The organism is Prevotella pallens, from assembly GCF_900454935.1.
Lineage (GTDB): Bacteria > Bacteroidota > Bacteroidia > Bacteroidales > Bacteroidaceae > Prevotella > Prevotella pallens.
On sequence record NZ_UGTP01000001.1, the window covers coordinates 1,848,325 to 1,867,625 of the forward strand.

17 protein-coding genes and 1 rRNA gene are annotated in these 19,301 nt (G+C 38.7%); 8 read left to right on the forward strand and 10 right to left on the reverse strand.

Features of this window, described 5'->3' with window-relative positions; genetic code table 11:
- Positions 1-12: 12 nt before the first annotated feature.
- From rpmF to DX009_RS07830, 5 genes are all read left to right on the forward strand, one after another.
- Positions 13-198, forward strand: a complete 186-nt coding sequence (rpmF, locus tag DX009_RS07810) for a 50S ribosomal protein L32 (RefSeq protein ID WP_006044375.1) — start codon at positions 13-15, stop codon at positions 196-198.
- A 7-nt stretch (positions 199-205) separates the two neighbouring features.
- The gene (locus DX009_RS07815) at positions 206-1,225 is read left to right on the forward strand and encodes a beta-ketoacyl-ACP synthase III (protein ID WP_006044374.1); all 1,020 of its coding nucleotides are present in this window, start codon (positions 206-208) and stop codon (positions 1,223-1,225) included.
- Between the two features lie 80 nt (positions 1,226-1,305).
- Entirely contained in the window at positions 1,306-2,187 is an 882-nt protein-coding gene (gene era / locus DX009_RS07820; RefSeq protein ID WP_006044373.1) for a GTPase Era, read from the forward strand.
- Positions 2,188-2,399: 212 nt separating this feature from the next.
- Positions 2,400-3,713 (forward strand): ribosome biogenesis GTPase Der, encoded by a 1,314-nt coding sequence (gene der / locus DX009_RS07825; RefSeq protein ID WP_115083602.1) that lies wholly within the window; start codon positions 2,400-2,402, stop codon positions 3,711-3,713.
- 14 nt (positions 3,714-3,727) lie between these two features.
- The gene (locus DX009_RS07830) at positions 3,728-4,126 is read left to right on the forward strand and encodes a hypothetical protein (RefSeq protein WP_115083603.1); all 399 of its coding nucleotides are present in this window, start codon (positions 3,728-3,730) and stop codon (positions 4,124-4,126) included.
- A 593-nt stretch (positions 4,127-4,719) separates the two neighbouring features.
- Here the strand turns inward: DX009_RS07830 and DX009_RS07835 are convergent.
- The 5 genes from DX009_RS07835 to DX009_RS07855 are packed head-to-tail and all read right to left on the reverse strand — an operon-like array spanning position 4,720 to position 10,757.
- Entirely contained in the window at positions 4,720-7,029 is a 2,310-nt protein-coding gene (locus tag DX009_RS07835) for a RelA/SpoT family protein (protein WP_115083604.1), read from the reverse strand.
- A 33-nt stretch (positions 7,030-7,062) separates the two neighbouring features.
- Positions 7,063-8,184: a lytic transglycosylase domain-containing protein gene (locus DX009_RS07840; protein WP_115083605.1), complete on the reverse strand. Its 1,122-nt coding sequence runs from the start codon at positions 8,182-8,184 to the stop codon at positions 7,063-7,065.
- A gap of 37 nt (positions 8,185-8,221) precedes the next feature.
- Entirely contained in the window at positions 8,222-8,995 is a 774-nt protein-coding gene (locus tag DX009_RS07845) for a DUF5683 domain-containing protein (protein ID WP_115083606.1), read from the reverse strand.
- Positions 8,996-9,035: 40 nt separating this feature from the next.
- Entirely contained in the window at positions 9,036-9,947 is a 912-nt protein-coding gene (locus tag DX009_RS07850) for a ParB/RepB/Spo0J family partition protein (RefSeq protein WP_115083607.1), read from the reverse strand.
- A gap of 42 nt (positions 9,948-9,989) precedes the next feature.
- Positions 9,990-10,757, reverse strand: a complete 768-nt coding sequence (locus DX009_RS07855) for a ParA family protein (RefSeq protein WP_006044366.1) — start codon at positions 10,755-10,757, stop codon at positions 9,990-9,992.
- 110 nt (positions 10,758-10,867) lie between these two features.
- Here DX009_RS07855 and surE point away from each other — a divergent pair, with 110 nt between their 5' ends.
- Genes surE through DX009_RS07870 form a run of 3 tightly spaced genes read left to right on the forward strand, consistent with a single transcriptional unit; the run spans position 10,868 to position 13,412 of the window.
- Positions 10,868-11,641, forward strand: a complete 774-nt coding sequence (gene surE, locus DX009_RS07860; RefSeq protein ID WP_115083608.1) for a 5'/3'-nucleotidase SurE — start codon at positions 10,868-10,870, stop codon at positions 11,639-11,641.
- Positions 11,642-11,692: 51 nt separating this feature from the next.
- A complete protein-coding gene (gene lpxB / locus DX009_RS07865) occupies positions 11,693-12,832 on the forward strand; it encodes a lipid-A-disaccharide synthase (RefSeq protein WP_115083609.1) in 1,140 nt (379 codons plus the stop codon).
- A gap of 7 nt (positions 12,833-12,839) precedes the next feature.
- Complete coding sequence (locus DX009_RS07870) at positions 12,840-13,412, forward strand: hypothetical protein (RefSeq protein WP_115083610.1); 573 nt, start codon at positions 12,840-12,842, stop codon at positions 13,410-13,412.
- A 791-nt stretch (positions 13,413-14,203) separates the two neighbouring features.
- Here the strand turns inward: DX009_RS07870 and DX009_RS07875 are convergent.
- The 5 genes from DX009_RS07875 to rrf form a co-directional block, all read right to left on the reverse strand.
- Entirely contained in the window at positions 14,204-14,836 is a 633-nt protein-coding gene (locus tag DX009_RS07875; RefSeq protein ID WP_115083611.1) for a DedA family protein, read from the reverse strand.
- 50 nt (positions 14,837-14,886) lie between these two features.
- Positions 14,887-16,329, reverse strand: coding sequence for an MATE family efflux transporter (locus tag DX009_RS07880; protein ID WP_115083612.1), 1,443 nt, complete (start codon positions 16,327-16,329; stop codon positions 14,887-14,889).
- 82 nt (positions 16,330-16,411) lie between these two features.
- Positions 16,412-17,104: an FKBP-type peptidyl-prolyl cis-trans isomerase gene (locus DX009_RS07885; RefSeq protein WP_115083613.1), complete on the reverse strand. Its 693-nt coding sequence runs from the start codon at positions 17,102-17,104 to the stop codon at positions 16,412-16,414.
- Between the two features lie 29 nt (positions 17,105-17,133).
- On the reverse strand, positions 17,134-18,684 hold the full coding sequence (locus tag DX009_RS07890; RefSeq protein ID WP_115083614.1) for a glycine--tRNA ligase: 1,551 nt from the start codon (positions 18,682-18,684) through the stop codon (positions 17,134-17,136).
- Between the two features lie 414 nt (positions 18,685-19,098).
- Positions 19,099-19,211: ribosomal RNA gene (gene rrf / locus DX009_RS07895) — 5S ribosomal RNA — on the reverse strand.
- Positions 19,212-19,301 lie beyond the last annotated feature (90 nt).

The following is a 19,301-nucleotide window of genomic DNA, read 5'->3' on the forward strand; positions in this document are numbered from 1 at the left end:
GTTTAAAGAATTATGGCACATCCTAAAAGAAGACAGTCAAAGACTCGTACACTTAAAAGAAGAACCCACGATAAAGCTGTAGCTCCAACATTGGCAGTATGCCCTAACTGCAGCAATTATTATATTTACCATACCGTATGCCCATCTTGTGGCTACTATCGTGGTAAAATTGCTATCGTAAAAGAAACTGTAGAGTAAGACGCAAATGGAGAAAATAAATGCCATTATCACTGGTATTGGTGGCTATGTACCCGATTATGTCCTCACTAACGAGGAACTTTCGCGTATGGTAGATACTACTGATGAATGGATTATGGAACGCGTGGGCATTAAAGAACGCCGTATTCTAACCGAAGAAGGACTCGGAACTAGCTATATGGCACGTAAGGCTGCAAAGCAACTCCTAGAAAAGACAGGAGCTGACCCAGACAGCATCGATGCTCTTATCGTTACAACAACAACTCCAGACTATAAATTTCCATCAACTGCTTCTATCGTTATAGGAAAGTTAGACCTGAAGAATGCTTTCGGGTTCGATTTCTCTGCTGCTTGTTGCGGATTTCTTTATTCGCTTGATGTAGCATCAACGATGATTCAAAGCGGACGTTACAAACGAGTAATTGTTATTGCAGCTGATAAGATGTCGTCTATTGTAGATTACACAGACCGTCAAACTTGCGTTTTGTTTGGCGATGGAGCAGCTGCAGTTCTTGTTGAAGGTACAACCGAAGAGAATGTTGGTGTACAAGATTCATTCCTACGCACCAATGGAAAAGGACTACCTTTTCTACACATGAAGGCTGGTGGCTCTGTTTGTCCTACATCTCAATTCACAGTAGATCGTCGTTTGCACTACCTCTATCAAGAAGGACGCACAGTGTTTAAGTACGCTGTAACAAGTATGAGCAGCGATGTTCAGGAAATTTTGAAGCGTAATAACCTCACTGGAGATGATGTTTCATGGGTTGTTCCACACGAAGCGAACCTACGAATTATTGAGGCTGTAGCTAAACGTGCTAACGTTCCATTAGAGAAAGTGATTATTAATATTCAGCACTACGGTAATACTAGCGCTGCAACAATACCACTTGCACTTTGGGACGAAGAAGCTAAGTTAAAGAAAGGAGATAACCTTATATTTACAGCTTTCGGTGCAGGTTTCGTTCATGGCGCCTCTTTCTATAAGTGGGCGTACGATGGAGCATCTGCAGTAGCAAAGAAATAAAATTCTTAATTCGTATATAACAAAAGATTAACGCATCTTTCTTTGCAAACAAAGACAGGTGCGTTTTTTAATTTAAAGATATGCACAAAGCAGGATTTGTAAACATAGTAGGCAATCCTAATGTAGGTAAAAGTACACTAATGAACCAACTCGTTGGTGAAAGAATTAGCATTGCTACATTTAAGGCGCAGACTACTCGACACCGTATAATGGGCATTGTAAATACAGAGAATATGCAAATTGTTTTCTCTGATACTCCAGGTGTACTGAAGCCAAACTACAAAATGCAAGAGTTGATGCTGCAGTTCTCTGAATCTGCGCTTGCCGATGCCGATATTTTGCTCTATGTTACTGATGTAATAGAGAAGCCTGAGAAAAATGCAGACTTCTTAGATAAGGTTGCAAAGATGACGATTCCTGTTATCTTACTCATTAATAAGATAGACGAAAGCAACCAAGAAACACTCATTACCCTTGTTGAGAAGTGGCACAATTTGTTACCAAAAGCAGAAATCTTACCTATTTCAGCAAAAAACAAATTTGGTACTGATGTACTAATGAAGCGTATTGAGGAACTCTTGCCAGAGAGTCCCGCCTACTTCGATAAAGACCAACTTACAGATAAACCTGCAAAGTTCTTTGTAACAGAGATAATTCGTGAGAAGATTCTTCGTTATTACGATAAGGAAGTCCCTTACTCTGTTGAAGTCGTGGTAGAGCGTTTTAAGGAAGATGAGAAGAAAATACACATCAACGCAATTATTTATGTGGAGCGCGACAGCCAGAAAGGCATCATCATTGGGCATCAAGGACAAGCATTAAAGAAGGTTTCTACAGAGGCACGCAAGAGTTTAGAGAAGTTCTTTGATAAGAGAATATACTTGGAAACTTATGTTAAGGTGGACAAGGATTGGCGTAACTCACAAAAAGAATTGGGTAATTTTGGCTATAACCCTGAATAAAAGAATGTGAAAACTATTGGCTGCACGTATATATATACAAGGTGGCAATGCCAAAAGAGTTAAGAAACAACTCCCTGACTGTATGTAGGGTGAACTCTCGCACAGTGCGAGGGCTGGAGACGTGGTCATCTTCGGCAAATATTCATAAGGTGCAGACCTCACCTTAACCCATTGAGATTTGTTTCTCTATATGGGAAAGACCATCACTATAAATGGCAAATTTAGTAGCAATTGTAGGTAGACCAAACGTAGGAAAGTCTACTCTTTTCAATCGATTAACACAAAGCCGACGTGCTATTGTAAGCGATACGGCTGGCACAACACGCGACCGTCAATATGGTAAATGCCAATGGAACGGGCGTGAATTTTCGGTAGTTGATACTGGCGGATGGGTTGTTAAATCTGACGATATATTCGAAGATGCTATTCGCAGACAAGTTTTAGTAGCTACGGAAGAGGCAGATTTGGTGCTATTTGTTGTTGATAACGAAACTGGAGTAACCGACTGGGACGAAGATGTAGCTCAGATTCTTCGGCGCACGAAACTCCCTGTAATACTTGTTGCTAACAAGGTAGACAATAGTGGCGAATACTATATGTCGGCAGACTTCTATCGTTTAGGACTGGGAGACCCTGTTTGCATTAGTGCACAAACGGGTAGTGGAACTGGAGATTTACTCGATTTGATTCTCAAACGTATGCCCGACGCACCAGACGAAGGCATCGATGATGAAATTCCACGCTTTGCTGTTGTTGGACGTCCGAATGCTGGTAAATCCAGTCTTATCAATGCTTTCATTGGCGAGGACCGCAACATTGTTACAGATATTGCGGGTACAACGCGCGACAGCATTTACACACGCTACAATAAGTTTGGTTTCGACTTCTACCTTGTTGATACTGCTGGTATTCGGCGCAAGAACAAGGTTACGGAAGACCTTGAGTTCTATTCGGTTATGCGTTCTATTCGTAGTATTGAGAACTCTGATGTGTGTATTCTAATGATTGATGCCACTCGCGGAATTGAGGCGCAGGATATGAATATCTTCCAGCTCATTCAGCGAAACAATAAGAGTTTGGTAGTAGTTGTAAACAAGTGGGACCTTGTAGAAAACAAAGACCAGAAGGTTATTAAGACTTTCGAGAATGCTATTCGCGAGCGTATGGCTCCATTTGTAGATTTTCCCATCATCTTTGCATCGGCACTCACTAAGCAGCGCATCTTCAAAATACTCGATATAGCCAAACAAGTGTACATTAATAGAAACACACGCATTGGAACTACCAAACTAAACGAGGTGTTGTTGCCTATCATTGAAGAAACACCACCACCATCGGTAAAAGGTAAATATATAAAGATAAAATATTGTTCGCAGCTACCAAACACACAGATACCATCGTTTGTGTTCTATGCAAACCTGCCGCAGTATGTGAAAGAAGCTTACCGTCGTTTCTTAGAAAACAAAATTCGCGAACACTGGAATCTAAATGGGTGCCCAATTAATGTATTTATACGTCAGAAGTAAACTCTTATAAAAGAATGAAACATTTACTTTATGCCTTGATCTTTGGCTGTTTGTTAACAGTTTCGTGCAACAAGAAGAATGAGATAGACCATGCGGCTATTGCTGCAGAAGCTGCAAAGCACTATTACGAAAATCTCATTTCGGGTAAACACGAACTATTTATGAAAGGATTAAACCTGCCAGACAAACTTCCAGAGAGTTACAAAAACCAGATGATTAAAAACTTTGAGGACTTTATTAAACGTCAACAGAAAGAGCATAAGGGCATAAAAAAGGTGAGTGTTCGTAGTGCGCAATTCCTTGCAAAAGACAGTATGGCAAATGCGTACTTATTGTTACACTATGGCGACAGCACCACCGAACAGGTGGTGGTACCTATGCTTAAGAAGCACGGTTTGTGGTATATGCGTTAATTAACTATTGGTTTTCCGTAAATATTTATACCATTCGAAGTAGAATATTATAAGATTACTCGCTTATAGAAAAGTCGATTGTATTGCGCAATCGGCTTTTTTTATACATTTATAGGGCTGAAACCAATTGATTATTATAGTTCGACATATTATTTCTACAGTATTCTTTCACGCAGTTTATGCACGTACACCAATTTTACACGCAAGGTAGAGTTTTATTTACACGTAAATAAAGTTTTACTTACACGTAAGTAAAGTTCTACTTACACGTAAATAAAGTTTTACTTACACGTAAGTAAAACTATTAGATAAGAGTTCTGTTGATACGATATGCCCATATAAATGTAACGGATACGTGAAAGAATCGTAGCCGATACATTACTTAAAACATTGGTTTATAAGGTGGGAACTGTGCACAATATTAGCAGGCTGTAGGAATTAATTCCAAATCGTTCATTGTACATTCAACAGATTTGGACTAAACAACAGTATTATTGTTTATAAAACGCCTACTACTATTGTGCTTTCAAAAGTGGTTGCGAAATGCTTTGGATAGTATTTTGGCAGCTAAAGTTAGCTAAGGCAACTATCCGTTACAGAATGTCTAACACATTCTGCATACCTTCTATCTTCATTAAACTCTTCTTTATAAGTTTCACATCTTCACGGTCGTGAACGCCCATATCTATACAGCCCACAACTATACCATTATCTGTTTTCAGTGTAACATTACGCATATTAATACCTAACTGTTCTGATATAACCTTCGAAATATCTAGCAACATTCCCTTGCGGTCTATGCCATGAAGCTCTATTGTGGCATCGAAAAACATTACTTTGTGCATATTCCACTTCGCATCGAGTATACGTGGTCCGAAACTTGCCTTTAGTTTTGCAGCCACAGGACATGACCTGTTGTGTATTTCAATGTGGTTGTTGTTGTCGATGAAGCCTATTGCATCGTCGCCAGGAATAACATGACAACAGTTAGGAAATATATATCGGTTTATGTTATCTTCGTCAATGAAGATAGGTTTCTTCTTATTCAGATTTTTATCAACAATTATAAGTCCAGCCTTATTTTCTCCAGTAGTTGCACTATTGGTATCGCTTCCGTTAGTAGTTTTGTTGCGATTAAGGAATGGAACATATCTGCACCATACAGAAACGTTGTCGGCTTTCTCCATTTTATGCTTACGTTTCCCGCGCAGTTCGTCTAAGTCGGTATCGCCAAGAATAACCGTTTTCTCGCCAATAGCTACAAACAGGTGGGTATGTTTCTTTATTTCGTGTAAGTCGCAAAGACGGTCGAGCACCGAAGTAGTCATCTCGAAATCGTGTTCTTTAAGCCATTTCTCTAGTATTTCCTCACCTTTCTTTTGGGTTTCTCGTGCATCTTTTCGCAGAATAGCCATCACTTTACTTTTCGCTTTGGCAGTAGAAACAACATCTAACCACGACTTTTCTACACGTTGTGCCTTCGAGGTAAGAATTTCTACCTGGTCGCCGCTTTGCAGTTTATGGCTCAACGGCACAAGCTTATGATTTACTTTTGCTCCTATACAATGACTTCCAAGGAACGTATGTATTTGGAAAGCAAAGTCGAGTGCAGTGCACCCAGCTGGCATCATTTTTATTTCGCCTTTCGGAGTAAACACAAATATTTCAGAAGCAAATAGGTTCAGCTTTATGGCATCAAGAAAGTCCATTGCATCGGGCTGCGGGTCGTCTAGTATTTCTTTTATGGTGTGTAGCCAATCGTTCAGTTCGCCTTCGTCTTCAGTTATTTCTGTGCCCTCTTTATACTTCCAATGAGCAGCAAATCCTTGTTCAGCAATTTCGTCCATACGGTCAGAACGAATTTGAACCTCAATCCATTGACCTTGTTTCGACATAAGTGTTACGTGCAAAGCTTGGTAGCCATTGGCTTTTGGGTGGTTCACCCAATCGCGCAATCTATCGGGGTGGCTCTTATAGAGTTTACTAATTGCTACATAAATTTGGAAACACTCGTTAGCCTCGTCCTGTCGTTTTTTAGGTTTAAACACTATTCGAACAGCCAGAATATCGTATATTTCTTCGAATGGAACGTGCTTTGTTTGCATTTTGTTCCAAATAGAATATGGACTTTTCACACGCGCTTTTATCTCGTATTCCAACCCCATTTGGTTGAGTTCTGCACAAATAGGGGCTGTAAAGTTCTCGAAAAGCGATTCGCGCTGTGCTTCAGTCGAAGCTATTTTTGCCTCAATAGCCTTGTAAGCATCTGGGTGTTCGTAGCGGAAACTAAGGTCTTCGAGTTCAGTTTTTATTTTATTCAACCCTAACCTATTAGCCAAAGGAGCATAAATGTAAAGCGTTTCGCCAGCTATTTTGTATTGCTTGTTGGCAGGCTGCGATGCAAGTGTTCGCATATTGTGTAAGCGGTCGCATATTTTTATAAGAATAACACGAATGTCATCGCTCATTGTTAGCAATAGCTTCTTAAAGTTTTCGGCTTGTGCAGATGCTTTATCACCAAATATACCACCCGATATCTTTGTTAATCCATCTACTATCATTGCAATTTTTGCACCGAATATATTTTCAATATCCTCTACAGTGTAGTCCGTATCTTCTACAACATCGTGCAAAAGAGCAGCGCAAATACTTGTTGAGCCTAATCCTATTTCTTCGCATGCAATCTGTGCAACAGCAATAGGGTGTAAAATATAAGGTTCTCCCGAAAGGCGTCGTACCCCCTTATGAGCCTGCTTTGCAAAATGGAAGGCTTTCGTTATGATATCAACTTTCTTGCGGTGAGGCGATGCTAAATAAGTGTCCAACAAATGTTGAAAGGCATCTTCTATAAGTTTATCTTCCTTTTGTGCATCAATTCGGCTATTGTTGTCTTCTGTTGTCATAACGTAGTTCCTCCTTTTGGTATAATTCGTCGATTAACTATGCTGATTATGTATAGTTCCTTTTACTATTCTAGCAGCCATCTCCATTTTCTGCTCTTCTGGAGCCTTATTGTTTTCGTACAATTGCGAAACATTATCGGTAAAGCATTTCACCTTGTCGGAAGGCAACAAAAGCGTTGCACCGCCCTCCGAAGTTCTTACAATACCCTGTTTATATTGTGGATTCAATGCTTGCAAATCGGCAATATCCATATTCAACACATCGGCTATCTTAGCCAACGAAACGTCTGCTGTTACTACAACTTTCCCAGCTTTTTCAGGCAATCCTGTAGATACTGGAGATATATTGTATTCTGCATAACAGTTCATTATATAGTTTGCAGCAATGAAAGCAGGTACATAGCCTCGTGTCTCTTTTGGTAAGAAGTTATAAATTTGCCAAAAGTCAGCATTTGCTCCCGCTTTTTCAATTGCATTGCTCACCCTTGTAGGTCCACAATTGTATGCAGCTAACACTAAAGACCAATCGCCAAAACGTTTATAAAGGTCGGCTAAAAATTGTGCGGCAGCATACGATGACTTTATAGGGTCGAGTCTTTCGTCTACAAATGCATTTATTTGCAAGTTATATTGTCGTCCCGTTGCAGGCATAAGCTGCCATAACCCAGCAGCACCTTGCCGGGAAAAGGCTTTCGGATTCAGACTCGATTCTATCACAGGTAGATGCTTTAGCTCCAAAGGAAGACCGTAATAGAGTAAAGCCTCTTCAAAAATAGGATTGTAATAACTAGCTCGTGCCAGTAAACAACTAGTAGAATGTCTGCCTTGCTTTACATACTTATCTATATACTTCTGCACTTCAGGACCATAAGAAAGACACAACGAGCCTGATATTCTATTAATAAGACGAGCAATAGCAACGCTTTCTTCTTCTACCTCGATGGGCGCAGCTATTGCTGTCAATTCGTTTTCTGTCTTAAAACACCTTGCATTAGCATTACTTGCTCCAGACGCCGCTGTTCCTCCCACAGCGTCTGGAATGTATATTTCCATTGTTCTGCCATGATTATCTCTTATCGTCTGCTGTTGTCCAAATGTAACACAAACACTCAACAATAACAGTATAATGGCAATAAATCGTTTTCCTTCTATCATCTTCTCTTCTTCGTGCTTTTTTATCTTGTTTGACCTACTAAAAAGTTAGCTTACACCCTATGCCAATAGCCGAACCTTTAAATATATTAGTTGTTGTAGCTGGCGAATTAGTGTTTAATAGAACAGGAGATATATGCAACGATAAATCGTCTGATATGTCAAAGTTAGAAAGTGATGCGTCCACGTAAGCATCAATTACCGACAAAGCATAGACAGCCACTGTTGCGAAAATACTTAAATCACGCCATCTGCGGAAACGGTCTTTACGCTTCTTAAATAGATTTTGGTAGTAACTCTTATTTGCATCGGTTATTGTTGTTCCCAAATGCAAGAAGCTGTTATAGCTCTGTGTAGTAGGGTCATCGTCCATTATATCTTTATAGGCTTGTTGATAGTCGCGATACATTTGATTGTTCCATGTCAGCGCATAAATACACCCCGTTAGTCCGCCATAAAATATAGGCAATTTCCAATATTTACGATTATATATCTGACCAGCACCAGGTAAGACTAGCGCCAGCCACAAAGCTTTTTTAGGATTCGGACGCCACTTGTTCCAATCTTTCATTAAATGTTCACTAGCTTTCGCTGTGCTCTTATTGAGCTGTGACTTCTTATCGTTTGACAACGAAAGCTTATTTCCTGACTCATATCCCACGCTGCCCGACAAAGTGTCAAGTGTAACTTCTTTAGGATATAATATCTTTACAGAATCGCTATAAACAACTTGCGCCCTCGCTATTTCAGTATATCCCGTTGCCAACAGAAATGCTAGCAACAAGAGATAGAATATTTTCTGATTTCCTTTCACGTAGTTTTATATTATACTTTCTATTGTTGCTTCAATCTGTCTATTGTTGCTTCAATCCGTCCATTACTTCCATTATATGCAATAATTCCTCCTCAGAGGCGAAAGGAATACTTATTTTACCTTTCCCTTTAGCTCCATAAGTCATTTGTACCTTCGTGTTAAAGAAGTCAGAAAGACGCTTTTTTAACAGATTAAACTCGTCTGGGAGTTTAGATTTAGCTGCTATTTTCTTCTTAGCTGTCTGTATGTCTTCGCCGTTATTAAGTTGTTGGCAAAGTTCCTCAACCTTCCGCACACTAAAGGCATTCTTCTGTATTTCGTGAAACAGCTTTATTTGTTGTGAAGGACTATTCAACGATAGCAATGCTCGAGCATGCCCCATATCTATTTCCTTCTTTTGTAGAGCCATCTGCACCTGTGCAGGAAGTTTAAGCAAACGCAAATAGTTGGTAACTGCAACACGACTCTTACCTACTCTTGCAGCTACCTTCTCTTGTGTTAAGCCACTTTTTTCTTGTAAATGCTCGTAAGCAAGAGCTATCTCTATTGCATTTAAGTCCTCGCGCTGTATGTTTTCTACCAGCGCAAGTTCCATTACGTTTTCATCTTTTATAGTTCTAATATAAGCCGGAATAGCAGTAAGACCAGCCAATTGCGATGCACGCCAACGCCTCTCGCCTGCTATAATTTGGAATTTATGCTCGGCTAATTGCCTAACTGTTATAGGTTGCACTAATCCCAGCTGCTTTATACTATTGGCAAGTTCTTCTAATGCAACAGAATCGAACTCTCTTCGAGGTTGGTCGGGGTTCGCTTCTATTTGGTCAATGGGTACCTCGTTTATGGTAGAACTGCCTTGCGCACTTACTGTTTCTGTTGAGATTAAAGCATCTAAGCCTCTACCAAGTGCACTAACTTTTGCGTTCCTATTATATTTTTTATGTACTGCCATCGTTTTATTGGTATTTTCTTTAAGAGGTTTAGTAGTTCTCGTCTATTTCTTATTCTTCTCTATAATCTCTTTAGCCAATGCTAAATGATTCTTTGCACCTGTAGAATCAGCATCGTAAAGTATTACTGGTAATCCGTGACTAGGACTCTCCGATAGTTTAACATTACGCTGAATAACGGTCTTAAACACTAACTCTTGGAAGTGCCGCTTTACTTCATCGTAAATTTGACGTGCCAATCTTAAACGACTATCGTACATTGTAAGCAAGAATCCCTCTATTTCTAACTTTGGATTCAGCTTACTCTTTATTATCTTAATCGTGTTCAGCAGCTTACTAATGCCTTCGAGTGCAAAGTATTCGCATTGCACTGGAATAATAACAGAGTCGGCTGCTGTCAGAGCATTCACAGTTATCAAACCCAACGATGGGCTACAATCTATAAGTATATAGTCGTAATCATTACGAATTGGAGCCAAGAGCTTTTCCAAAACTTCCTCTCTATCGCTTATTTGCAGCATCTCTATCTCTGCTCCAACAAGGTTAATATGGCTCGGAACAATATCCATACCTTCTATGTCTGTGGTATATATAGCATCACGAACATCGGTATGGTCAATTATACATTCATATAAAGAACAATCTACTTCGTTTATATCAACGCCTAAACCACTTGAAGCATTTGCCTGAGGATCGGCATCTATAACGAGTACCGACTTTTCTAGTGTTGCCAACGATGCTGCAAGATTGATGGTAGAGGTAGTTTTTCCAACACCACCTTTCTGGTTTGCCATTGCGATTATTTTTCCCATCTTATTCTTTTCCTATACTTGTTTTGCCGACAAAGATACATATTTTAAGCGAGAAAGCTGTATTTATAAACCTTTTTTCGTATTTTTGCAGACAAAAGAAAGAACTAATTATGAATTGTAAACGCCCTCTCATACTCATCTCCAACGATGATGGGTACAATGCTAATGGCATAAAAGCATTGGCTTCCTTCCTATCTGATTTTGCCGACATTCTAGTTTGTGCACCTGAAGGACCTCGCTCTGGCTTTTCGTGTGCTTTCTCTGCAAATACTCCTCTACGGTTAAATCGTCGTTACAATATCCCGAATTGTGATGTTTGGTCGTGCACTGGTACTCCCGTTGATTGCGTAAAGATTACTTTCGAGCAGATTTTAACTGACGGACGCAGACCTGATTTAATTCTCGGCGGTATTAATCACGGCGATAACTCATCAGTTAATACTCACTATAGTGGCACTATGGGAGTGGCTAGAGAGGGGTGTTTAAAGTATATCCCATCTATCGCTTTCTCATCGTGCGACTATAACAACGATGCAAATTTAGAACCGTTGAGAAACTATGTGGTGAAGATTGTAAAACGAGTTTTAACCGATGGACTACCTAAAGGGGTTTGCCTGAATGTAAATTTTCCCATTGGAGATTCTTTCAAGGGTATTAAGGTGTGCAGAATGGGCTACGGTAGTTGGACAAAAGAAACGCTTCGATGCGAACACCCACGAGGTTTTGAATACTATTGGATGTTAGGACAATATCATAACGACGAACCTACAGCAACCGATACGGACCAATGGGCATTAGAACAAGGATATGTTGCCATTACACCAACACGGATAGATGTTACCGACTATGATTTGTTGAACAAAATAAAAACGTGGGAGGAATAAACTGAACTTCTATAAAAGGATATGTATTAACAAACAACAGCAATCTGAAAAATGAAATATTACTTAATAGTTGGCGAGGCTTCAGGCGATTTACATGCCTCACGTCTAATGAAATCGCTTAGAAAATTTGACGAGATGGCAGAATTTCGCTTCTTTGGGGGCGACTTAATGAACGATGTTGGAGGCACTCGTGTACGTCATTACAAAGAGCTTGCTTATATGGGATTCGTTCCTGTTTTATTGCATTTGCCAACCATTATAAAGAATTTAAAGTTCTGTAAGGAAGATATTGTTGGGTGGAAACCTGATGTAGTGATACTTATAGACTACCCTGGATTTAATTTAAAGATTGCTAAATTCCTTCGCAAAAACACTAAAATTCCTGTTTACTATTATATTTCACCTAAAATATGGGCATGGAAAGAATGGCGCATTCGCGCTATAAAACGCGATATTAAGGAGATGTTTTCTATTTTGCCTTTCGAAATAGATTTCTATGAACGTAAACATAACTATAAAATACACTATGTAGGAAACCCTACTGTTGAGGAGGTTACGGTGTTTAAGAGTCAGTATGTAGAGACGACAACCGACTTTTGTAGCCGTAATGGCTTGCAAAATAACAAACCTATTATTGCTATTCTGGCTGGGAGTAGAAAGCAAGAAATTAAAGACAACTTACCTTCAATGCTCGAAGCTGCCTCACGCTTCGAGGATTACCAGATGGTTATAGCTGGAGCACCTTCTATAGAAAATTCTTACTACAATAAGTTTATAAATAATTACAGTGTGAAAGTAGTTAAGAACATTACATACGAACTTCTCTCACACACAACTGTAGCAATTGTTACAAGCGGAACTGCCACTTTAGAAACAGCTTTATTTAATGTTCCACAAGTGGTTTGCTACAAGACTCCATTACCAAAACTTATTCGGTTCGCATTTAAACATATTATAAAGGTTCCTTTCATCTCACTGGTAAATCTCGTAGCTAACAAAGATGTTGTACAGGAACTATTTGCCGACCGGTTTAAAGTAAAAAATATAGCAAACGAACTTTACCGCATTCTGCCTGGACAGCCTTATCGTGAAACTATGCTTGCCGAATACAAACAAATGAGAGATAAACTTGGCGACCACATTGCGCCTGATAATGCTGCTAATTTAATGGTTTATTTATTAAAAAAATAGCTTTGCTTTGATACGTACTATTCTTCTTTCACTCGCACTATTTGCAGTAGTTTCCACTTGTAATGCACAAAAAAATTGTGCAACCGCAACAATCCATTCCTCACAAAAAGAAGCATTTGCTACGTTTTATGAGCATATTCCAACCATCAGACTTCCATTTGAATACTCTTACAACTTCATTTTGGATTTACCCAATACTATCTGCCCAAATAAAGAGACAATGAATTTCATTGCTACTTGCGTAGATGCAGATACCGATTTAAGTATATGCCGTATTGCTAAACTACCTTCTACTAACAACTGGCATCTTTTTTTAATTTTCGGAAACAATCAAACTGGTGAAAGCAGAATCTTTCTTTGTGCGTTAGATAGCAAGTATAACTTAACCAATAAGTTGCTCATTTACACAGCAAAAGACGTGCAATGGAAAGGTAAAATAGAGAATTGTTATCTACACTACACCATTATGCCCGACAATAGCGTTATTTTAAAGGAGATGATCGCCACACCTGGTAAGCCTAAACTTGTCAGAAAAAGAATCTACTCGTTTTCTAAAGGGAAATTTAAATTAAGAAAGTAACACTTTGTTATATAAGTATAAATCAAGGTGATACAAATGATCTAATTGGTTCAGTAGAAAAGCTGTGAAGATTTTATAAGCAACAACTACAGTTTACTTACAAAGCAAATAGAATATTGCCAATGCTTAAACAAGTCTGTTAAGCGTAGTTATTCCTATGCCAAATTTCTGTTACATTTATTTTAGATATCTATCTGTTGCAAATTAGATATCTATGGCGTTCGTCTCAGATATCTGTCGCATTCGTCTCAGATATCTGTCACGTTCGCCTCAGATATCTGTCATTTGCAAATGAGATATCATAACACATAACAACCTTTATATCCATACATTAGAATACCTAAGATATGTCTATTCTGATGAGATTTATAGAATTATCTATTCTGTTATATTTGCTTCTAAACATTATTATAAATTCCTGAGCAAAAACTTGTTGCTTAAAATCTTATTATATACAAGAGTAGAGTTCAATACAATTATCTTCTTTTCCACAGTATCTCTACCTGGTATCTATTGAACTCTCTAATCTACAATCGCTGCACTTCAATATACATAAAGAGAAAGAAAGAATGGCATCGGTATTCGGTCTGTATATTATAGATAGAAAAATATCACAGCATATTTTTCTATCTATAATATACAAATGCTATACAACACACACCCATAAATGTGCTTTTTCCATATAGCACATCACACAGAAAACTATATACTTAAACGTTTATCGCTCTAAATAGTATTTTCTGCCCTCTCTTCAATTTATAAAAAATAGTTTAGAAAGAGACTCAAACCTATTATTTCTTTCCTTTTGCTTTCTTAATATAAAATCGTACCACAAAGAATATTACAACTAAAGCAACAATACCCAAAATAGCGTATTTAATATAGTCGTTATATTCTTCAATCTTTGCATTGAGCTGATTTTCAGGAACTACAGAATGAAGATACCAACCAAGTGTTGCAAGTACACAGTTCCACAATCCTGAACCAATGGTAGTATATAACGCAAACTTCCAAAACTTCATTTTAGACAAACCAGCTGGTATAGAGATAATCTGGCGAATACCTGGAATAAGTCTGCCCGTTAAGGTTGCTATAACCCCATGGTCGTAAAAATACTTCTCTGCAGTGTTCACTTTTTCTTCGTTTAGCAAACAAAGATGCCCAAACTTACTATTTGCGAATCGGTAAATAATTGGTCGCCCTAAATAATAAGCAGCAACATAGTTTGTAGCAGAACCTGTAACAGCACCTAAAGTGGCTATTATAATAACCCAAACTATGTTGAGATGACCAGCTGCGGCATGATAGGCAGCAGGCGAAACAATAAGTTCAGAAGGAAACGGAATAACTGTACCTTCAATATACATACCAAAGAAAATAGTCCAATAATTAAGAGTGTTTAATAGAGACGAAAACCAATGCATCTTTAAAATCCTTTTTTAATAATATAATACCGTTATTTTTAAACTGTTGTTTATTTTGTTAGTGGCGCATCTACAACATTATTTAACCAATTGCCACGATAAATTCGTACGAGAAACAGCGTTCCACGGAATGTAAGCTCCACAGCCATAGCAAACCACACACCGCGCAAACCATAAGTGGTGGCTAATGTGTAAGCCAAAGTAAGGCGAACAAGCCACATAGAACCCAAATTTATTAACGATGGTTTAAAGGTATCGCTGGCACCAACACATACACTATAGGCAACAATAGCAGCGGCAAAGAATGGTTCAGCAAAGGCTTCTATGCGCAAAACCGCTACTCCTAGTTCTCTAATCTCAGGTACTGGCGAAAGTATTCCTATCATTTCTGGAGCAAAAATATACATAATGGCACCCATAAATGCCATAACTGCCATACCAATAAATATCGTCATATAGGCAAAACTTTTGCAAAGCTCTTTTCGTTTAGCCCCAACACTTTGCCCAACAAGTGTTGTTGCTGCTTCAGCAATACCATAACCTGGCATATAACACAAACTTTCTGCAGTTACAGCAAACGAATTGGCAGCAATGGCAAAGTTACCTAAAGGTGCTACTATCTTGGTTGAAACTACTTGCGCACCATTCATCAACAAATATTGCAAAGCCATCGGAGCACCTATTTTCATAGCATTAACAATATAACTCCACACCCATACAAAACGTTTAGTATCAAGTTTCCATGCTAAAACTGGACTACGAAAAATAGCAAAATAAACTAACGGAATTGCAGCTACTACAAACGAGAGTAGTGTGCCAAGGGCTGCACCTTCTACTCCTAATCCAAAACCAAACATCTCGAATCGAAAACCAAACACAGTAAGTTTGCGAGCTGGAAATATTAAGATAAAATTGAATATCACATCCATCAAGCACATAAACACGGCTATAAGACTTGGATGTCGCATATCGCCAGACACTTTCAACATTGCAGCCGATAAATATTCCACAAAATGTATGGGGACTGCAAACGAAAATATAAGAAAATAGATAGAAGCATCGTGCTGAATATCTATACCACCTCCTAACCAACGAGGTAATGGAGTTGCTAACAATGCGGCAACTGCCATTAAGATAAAACTAAGAAATAGACCGAATATGTAACCATGCCGCATTACAGCACGGGCTTTCTCAAAATCGTTTGCACCAATAAAATGAGCCACTTGTACAGAAAAGCCCATCCCTGCAGCTGCTACTAACGAACCAAAAAGCCATGTCGCAGGCTCTACCAACCCTATTGAGGCTGAGGCTTCTGCACCCAATGAGCCTACCATTGATGCATCGATATAAAACATCATTACAGAAGTAACTTGCGCAAGAATAGATGGGATACTTAACTGAACTATGAGATTCAGCTTTTCACCCATCGCCATCGCATCGCCATGTCGTATCTTTCCTAAAAGTGCATCAGTTACAGTCTTGCTAAATAGCATAATATATAAGGTAGCATAGTTAGGGCAGACTGAATGTGAATGCCCACCGTAAGTCTTCGCTAAGAGTTGGTTGGTATATTACTTAAATAATGTCTGGAACCTTTGTCCCTGCTCTATAATACGAATGGAGACGTAAATCGAATATTAAATTAGAATAAGCAGGAATAGGCTTATTATCTACAGAGCCATAACCTAACTGATAAGGAATATAAACCATCCAGTGGTCGCCAATGTGCATATTTTGTAAGGCAGTAGCAAATCCATCAACAACGCCTCCCTTCTCTCCACCAATTAAAAGCTGAGCCGGACGTGATGTTTGCGGATTAAAAACTAAGCCATTGCCCCCCCAACTACTATCAAACATTAATCCTGCTGTATAAGTTGACGAAGGAATAAGCCGTCCTTGATAGTGAACTAAAACAGAATCGGTATACAAAGGACAGCCTGAGCCTGTGCCATGTTCTAACTCGTGTACTATTATATAGTTTTCTGGAGAATAACTTTTCATACCATTATCTTTCTCCTGTCCTTGGTAAGAATAGCTCAATATAAGTTTCCAAGAAGTATCGCCATTTGCTATTTTCTGTTTTGTGGTATTATAAAGTTCGTTCCAATATTTTGTATTCTTAGCCTTCCAGTCGGCAAATTCATCACTATCTTTTTCGCTATCCGAACAAGACGACAACATTCCAACGCCCATTATAGCTGCAAACAGTAATGGAGCGACATAAAGAAAATAACGTAGTCGCAATTTAAATTTATTCGTATTTTGCATAACTTTATTCTGTTGTGAATATAGTAAATTTAATTTTTCTCATCTATTTTCTTTAACAAAGAAGTAATAGATACACGATCTTCTATTATCTCGCGAAGCTTTGCAATAGGCACACGCTCTTGTTTCATTGAATCACGGTAACGTAAAGTTACAGTATTATCGTTTAGCGTGTCGCCATCAACAGTAACACAGAAAGGCGTACCAATGGCATCTTGACGACGATAACGTTTACCAATAGAATCTTTTGCTTCAATGCTGGTATTGAAATGAAACTTCAAATCGTTTACAATCTCTTGTGCCTTCTCTGGTAAACCATCTTTATTCACTAATGGCAGCACTGCACACTTTATTGGAGCCAATGGCTCTGGCAATTTTAAAACAATACGACTAGAACCATTTTCTAATTGCTCTTCAGTGTAACTGTGGCACATAACACTCAAGAACATACGGTCTACACCAATAGAAGTTTCTATTACATAAGGTGTATAGTTTTCGTTACGCTCTGGATCGAAATATTTTATTTGCTTACCAGAGAACTTCTCGTGCTGAGAAAGGTCGAAATTAGTACGCGAATGAATTCCTTCTACTTCTTTAAAACCAAAAGGAAGGTGAAACTCTATATCGGTTGCAGCATTTGCATAGTGAGCTAACTTCTCATGGTCATGGAAACGATAGTTCTCATCGCCCATACCAAGTGCCTCGTGCCAAGCCAAACGGTGCTGTTTCCAGTATTTAAACCATTCCATCTCCGTACCTGGCTGACAGAAGTATTGCATTTCCATCTGTTCAAACTCACGCATTCGGAACACAAATTGGCGAGCTACTATCTCGTTGCGAAAAGCTTTTCCTATTTGAGCAATTCCAAAAGGCAATTTCATACGCCCTGTCTTCTGAACGTTCAAAAAGTTCACAAATATACCTTGTGCTGTTTCCGGACGTAGATATATCTTGGTAGAAGCATCAGCAGAAGCCCCCATCTCGGTTGAGAACATAAGGTTAAATTGACGTACTTCTGTCCAGTTTTTTGTACCACTTATAGGGTCTACAATCCCCTCATCAAGTATTATTTGTCGCAGTTCTGCAAAGTCGGAAGCTTCCATTGCCTTCGCATAGCGTTCATGAAGCTCATCGCGTTTTTTCTGATGTTCTAAAACACGAGGATTAGTATCACGAAATTTGGCTTCATCGAAGTTATCACCAAACTTCTTAGCAGCTTTAGCTACTTCTTTTGTTATCTTCTCTTCATACTTACCTATCTGATCTTCTATTAGCACATCGGCTCTGTAACGTTTCTTCGAGTCGCGATTGTCTATTAAAGGATCGTTGAAAGCATCTACGTGTCCACTTGCTTTCCATATTGTAGGGTGCATAAAAATAGCTGAATCTATACCAACAATGTTACTATGAAGCAACACCATTGACTGCCACCAATACTGCTTTATGTTATTTTTAAGTTCTACACCGTTTTGACCGTAGTCATAAACAGCTGCAAGACCATCGTAAATATCACTACTTGGAAAAACAAAGCCATACTCTTTACAATGGCTTACTATCTTTTTAAACGTATCCTCTTGTGCCATAATCTATTTCTTTTATCGCTAATATTCCGAATTTGGCACAAAGTTACGGCTTTTTAATGAAACAAGGGAAGTTATAACCGGGAAAGTTTACGAAATAAACGTATTACAAAGTCTACACTTATTTACCCAATTAAAACAGAAAAGCACATTCAAACCTATAAATGAATAATAATATTCATCGAACACTCCGCAAGGTCTATTTATTACATAAAATGTATAACAGCAAACATTCCGTAGACGTAGGGGCAGATTCATCTCGCCCGTACAATCGTCTATTATTACTCTCGAGAAGGTTAGCAAAACTACTCAAGTCGCTACAGTTCGATAAATATAATTCACCCCTAAATAGGTAGAGTAATATATAAACACAACAAAAAAGCCCCGACTACTCATCGTAATCAGGGCTATTTAGAAAAAAGGCAGCTACCTACTCTCCCACATTGCATTGCAGTACCATCGGCGCAATCGGGCTTAACTTCTCTGTTCGGAATGGGAAGAGGTGGAACCCCGACGCAATAACCACCTAAAATAATGCTAGTGTTAATAATATATACGATATTATAGAATAAATATAATAAACCAAATATAAAATACACTGTATAAGTGACTATGCCACA

Bases quoted from the DNA above. Each gene is read 5' to 3' on its own strand.
- surE (WP_115083608.1), top strand. From the start codon at position 10,868: ATGAATTGTAAACGCCCTCTCATACTCATCTCCAACGATGATGGGTAC.
- era (WP_006044373.1), top strand. From the start codon at position 1,306: ATGCACAAAGCAGGATTTGTAAACATAGTAGGCAATCCTAATGTAGGT.
- DX009_RS07890 (WP_115083614.1), bottom strand. From the start codon at position 18,684: ATGGCACAAGAGGATACGTTTAAAAAGATAGTAAGCCATTGTAAAGAG.
- DX009_RS07855 (WP_006044366.1), bottom strand. From the start codon at position 10,757: ATGGGAAAAATAATCGCAATGGCAAACCAGAAAGGTGGTGTTGGAAAA.
- der (WP_115083602.1), top strand. From the start codon at position 2,400: ATGGCAAATTTAGTAGCAATTGTAGGTAGACCAAACGTAGGAAAGTCT.
- DX009_RS07850 (WP_115083607.1), bottom strand. From the start codon at position 9,947: ATGGCAGTACATAAAAAATATAATAGGAACGCAAAAGTTAGTGCACTT.
- DX009_RS07815 (WP_006044374.1), top strand. From the start codon at position 206: ATGGAGAAAATAAATGCCATTATCACTGGTATTGGTGGCTATGTACCC.
- lpxB (WP_115083609.1), top strand. From the start codon at position 11,693: ATGAAATATTACTTAATAGTTGGCGAGGCTTCAGGCGATTTACATGCC.
- DX009_RS07835 (WP_115083604.1), bottom strand. From the start codon at position 7,029: ATGACAACAGAAGACAACAATAGCCGAATTGATGCACAAAAGGAAGAT.
- DX009_RS07885 (WP_115083613.1), bottom strand. From the start codon at position 17,104: ATGCAAAATACGAATAAATTTAAATTGCGACTACGTTATTTTCTTTAT.
- DX009_RS07880 (WP_115083612.1), bottom strand. From the start codon at position 16,329: ATGCTATTTAGCAAGACTGTAACTGATGCACTTTTAGGAAAGATACGA.
- DX009_RS07875 (WP_115083611.1), bottom strand. From the start codon at position 14,836: ATGCATTGGTTTTCGTCTCTATTAAACACTCTTAATTATTGGACTATT.
- rpmF (WP_006044375.1), top strand. From the start codon at position 13: ATGGCACATCCTAAAAGAAGACAGTCAAAGACTCGTACACTTAAAAGA.
- DX009_RS07840 (WP_115083605.1), bottom strand. From the start codon at position 8,184: ATGATAGAAGGAAAACGATTTATTGCCATTATACTGTTATTGTTGAGT.
- DX009_RS07830 (WP_115083603.1), top strand. From the start codon at position 3,728: ATGAAACATTTACTTTATGCCTTGATCTTTGGCTGTTTGTTAACAGTT.